The sequence below is a fragment of the Ferrovum myxofaciens genome (genome assembly GCF_000735045.1).
Classification (GTDB): domain Bacteria; phylum Pseudomonadota; class Gammaproteobacteria; order Burkholderiales; family Ferrovaceae; genus Ferrovum; species Ferrovum myxofaciens.
Genome location: NZ_JPOQ01000605.1, coordinates 1 through 253 on the forward strand (window position 1 = coordinate 1; position 253 = coordinate 253).

The window sequence follows — 253 nt, forward strand, 5'->3', positions numbered from 1 at the left end:
TTGCTGTGTCGGCGTATTGAAGAATTGATTGGTGGTCAGGCCGTCATGATTCAGGACACTGTTCCGGAAGCCATCGAGAAAGCCGCGCAACGCTATGCTGGACGCCTGATTGAGATGCCACAGGATGTAGCAAGCGAATCGGGGGCGGCCACGGATACTCCTGGGCACGATTTCCAGGAAGTGGATATCGGCTCATTGCAATTGATGAAACCGCGTTCGGTCGGCGTCGAGAGTCTGGGGCTATATGCCCTGT

1 pseudogene is annotated in these 253 nt (G+C 55.3%); it reads left to right on the forward strand.

What is annotated here, in order from left to right:
- Nucleotides 1-253 (forward strand): annotated as a pseudogene (locus tag IV91_RS18810) (IS1634 family transposase); the annotation flags it as partial.